Genomic DNA, 3,333 nt, shown 5'->3' on the forward strand with positions numbered 1-3,333 from the left:
GACAGTTTTTTGTTAATTAAGATGAAAACCCACACAGTCCACCTAACCTTAACCTCACTTCGAGATTATTTAAACGTCACCGCTTCACCTGGTTTTAAAATCTGGCACTCTGTTTTGAGTGCTTGCTTAAAGTTTTCAGGATCTTGTTCGATTGGTGGGAATGTATTGTAATGTACAGGCACTACAACACGTGGCTGAATTAATTCGTCTGTTGCATGTATTGCGTCGCTAATTCCCATTGTAAAATGGTCACCGATTGGTACGAATGCAACATCGATCTCACCGTTTAATGTACTGATGAGTTTTAAATCGCTAAAGATTGCTGTATCTCCAACATGATATATCTTTTTGTCGCCAAGAGTTAAAATGATTCCAGTAGGCATTCCGCCGTAATGAACGTTTCCGTCGTCATCTGTATAGCTTGATGAATGGAATGCTTGCACGAATTTTACTTTGATACTATCAAACGACTTCTCTCCACCGATGTTCATACCTACCGTGTTTAATCCTTGAGTGTCTAAATATCCAGCTAATTCAACTGGCGCAATAACAGTTGCATCGTTGTTTTTAGCAATTTCAACAGTATCTCCAACGTGGTCGTTATGTGCATGTGTGAGTAAAATATAATCTACCTTTACATCTTCAACTTTTAAATCTGTTAATTCATTTCCAGTGATGAAAGGATCGAAAATCCCTTTTACACCATCGTGTTCAAACTGAACAACTGAATGTCCATGATACGTTACTTTTGTCATTATATTTCCTCCTTTATATACTGTATTTATAACCGATTTCTTAAAAGATTAATCATATAGATGTGCTATATTATGTTAGAGGTGTTGTTATGACTACTATTTTTAAAGTTAATTCATTGAATGAATCTGAGGACTTCGTACTTATTACAAATCATCAATTAGAATCTAATCCGATCGTTGCAAATATGTATAAAATGATGCATCAAAATTCGACGGTTCTAATTTCGTTAAACTATTTTAATGAAACAGACTCATTTATCATCCAAAATATTCATTATGAAACGATAAAAGAAACGGATACCATCGATGGTTACGTGACAGATCAATGTATCGTCAAGAATGAATTAGACAGTAACTTTTTAAGAGAAATGTCTACGATAATTAAGGATAAACACCTAATTATCGGCCCGTCGTTTTCAAATATCCCATACTTTTTACAATCTAAGAATTTAGAAATAGCTATTCAACATAATGCAACTGCAGTCATGTATGATGTGAGAAATATAAATTTCAAAAAACTATAACGAATTAAAGCCACTCGCAAAACTAAAATCATTTGCGAGAAAGCGCATTGAAATTATCCCAGTCGTTGAATCCATAGAAAAAAGAGATGAGCTACTATCACTCATCCCTTTTGAAACAGTCTGTATATTAGATTAATGAATCAATTTCAACGTATTCTAAATCTTGTGCTTCCGCAACTGCTTTATAAGTCACGTGACCTTTATATACGTTAAATCCTTCTTTAAGTCCTGCATTACGTTTTGCCGCTTCTTCCGCACCTAAGTTTGCGATTTGAAGTCCGTATTGTAACGTAGCGTTCGTTAATGCAATCGTCGACGTTCTAGGAACTGCACCTGGCATGTTCGCAACTGTGTAGTGAATTACGCCGTGTTTCACATACGTTGGGTCGTCGTGAGTTGTAATGCGGTCAGATGTTTCAAAGTTACCACCTTGGTCGATTGCGATGTCAACAACGACTGAACCGTCGCCCATGTTTTTAATCATTTCTTCAGTCACTAATACAGGGGCTTTTGCACCTGGAATTAAAACTGATCCAATTACGACGTCGCTCGACTCAACTTCTTTTTTAATGTTCATCGGTGTAGACATTAACGTCTGCACTGAATCACCAAATAATTCATCTAACTCTCTTAAGCGATGTGGGTTTAAATCTAAAATCGTAACTCTCGCACCGAGTCCAACCGCAATTTTCGCTGCGTTTGTACCTGCGTTACCTCCACCGATAATCGTAACTTTACCACGGTCTACTCCAGGTACACCTGCAAGTAAAATACCACGTCCACCTTTAATTGCTGATAAGTTTTCTACCGCAACTTGAGTTGCCATACGTCCAGCAACTTCACTCATCGGTTGTAATAGTGGTAATCCACCAAATCTGTCGACGATTGTTTCATAAGCAATCGCTGTAACTTTTTTATCAATTAACGCTTTCGTTAAGTCGACTTCTGGTGCTAAGTGGAAGTAAGTAAAGATAATTTGGTCTTCTTTAAAGAAATCGAACTCTTCTTTAAGTGGTTCTTTAACTTTAACGACCATATCAACGTCCCATGCTTCTTTTGCTGATGAAACAATTGTTGCTCCTTTTTCTACATACTCTTCATTAGTGAAGAAAGAACCAACACCAGCATCAGATTCAATACGCACTTCGTGTCCTGCTTGGACAAATGCATACGCTGCATCCGGCGTAAGTCCAACACGGTTTTCGTTGTTTTTAATTTCCTTAGGTACACCAATAATCATGAAGTATAACCCCTTTTCCTTTTGTTATGAAAACTCTTTCTTTACTTTATATTAACACACTCGTTCAAAAAAATGTTATCGTTATCATACAAAATTTGGTAAAATAAAACTAACAGTACAAGTTAGCGAATTTTAAGTATTATTTGATTATTTTTAGTCGCTTAAGGGTATAGTGTACTGACAGTTAAGGAGGAAATGACATGTTAGATTACAAAAACATCTTAATCGCAGTCGATGGATCACACGAAGCAGAGTGGGCATTTGAAAAAGCTGTTAACATGGCTAAGAAAACGGACGCACGTTTAATCGTCGCAAACGTTATTGATACGAGAAGTTACGCATCAGTTGAAGCATATGATCGTACGATTTCAGCACGTGCTAAAAACTTTGCAGATAAGCTTTTACAAGGCTATAAAGAAAAAGCACTGGCTGACGGTGTAGTAGATGTCGTTACACTCGTAGAATACGGTTCACCGAAATCAGTGATTCCTAAAAAAATTGTTAAAGACACAAATGCAGACTTAGTGGTCGTTGGTTCTACAGGTTTAAATGCAGTTGAACGATTCATTATCGGATCGGTCTCTGAAGCAATTGTGCGTCACGCACCATGTGATGTATTAGTTGTGAGAACTGAGACTTTACCTGAAGACTTTGAACCAACAGTCGCAACAGACGAGCTCGTTCAAAATGAAGTAAATTAATTCCCATGAAAACAGCCTCTACTTTTTTAAAAAAGTAGAGGCTTATTTTTATATTATTCTTTAAATAACACTTTTGATTCTGTATATTCTTCGATACCAATCCAACCGATTTC

At 36.7% G+C, this 3,333-nt stretch carries 4 protein-coding genes; 2 read left to right on the forward strand and 2 right to left on the reverse strand.

What is annotated here, in order from left to right; genetic code table 11:
- Positions 1-65: 65 nt before the first annotated feature.
- The gene (locus TJ68_RS03330) at positions 66-755 is read right to left on the reverse strand and encodes a metal-dependent hydrolase (RefSeq protein ID WP_040928730.1); all 690 of its coding nucleotides are present in this window, start codon (positions 753-755) and stop codon (positions 66-68) included.
- Positions 756-844: 89 nt separating this feature from the next.
- Here TJ68_RS03330 and TJ68_RS03335 point away from each other — a divergent pair, with 89 nt between their 5' ends.
- Complete coding sequence (locus TJ68_RS03335; protein ID WP_040928731.1) at positions 845-1,279, forward strand: hypothetical protein; 435 nt, start codon at positions 845-847, stop codon at positions 1,277-1,279.
- A 127-nt stretch (positions 1,280-1,406) separates the two neighbouring features.
- Here the strand turns inward: TJ68_RS03335 and ald are convergent, their stop codons facing one another.
- Positions 1,407-2,519, reverse strand: coding sequence for an alanine dehydrogenase (gene ald, locus TJ68_RS03340; RefSeq protein ID WP_040928732.1), 1,113 nt, complete (start codon positions 2,517-2,519; stop codon positions 1,407-1,409).
- A 200-nt stretch (positions 2,520-2,719) separates the two neighbouring features.
- Here ald and TJ68_RS03345 point away from each other — a divergent pair, with 200 nt between their 5' ends.
- Positions 2,720-3,220: a universal stress protein gene (locus TJ68_RS03345; RefSeq protein WP_040928733.1), complete on the forward strand. Its 501-nt coding sequence runs from the start codon at positions 2,720-2,722 to the stop codon at positions 3,218-3,220.
- Positions 3,221-3,333 lie beyond the last annotated feature (113 nt).

It is taken from the genome of Nosocomiicoccus massiliensis, from assembly GCF_000438455.1.
Lineage (GTDB): Bacteria > Bacillota > Bacilli > Staphylococcales > Salinicoccaceae > Nosocomiicoccus > Nosocomiicoccus massiliensis.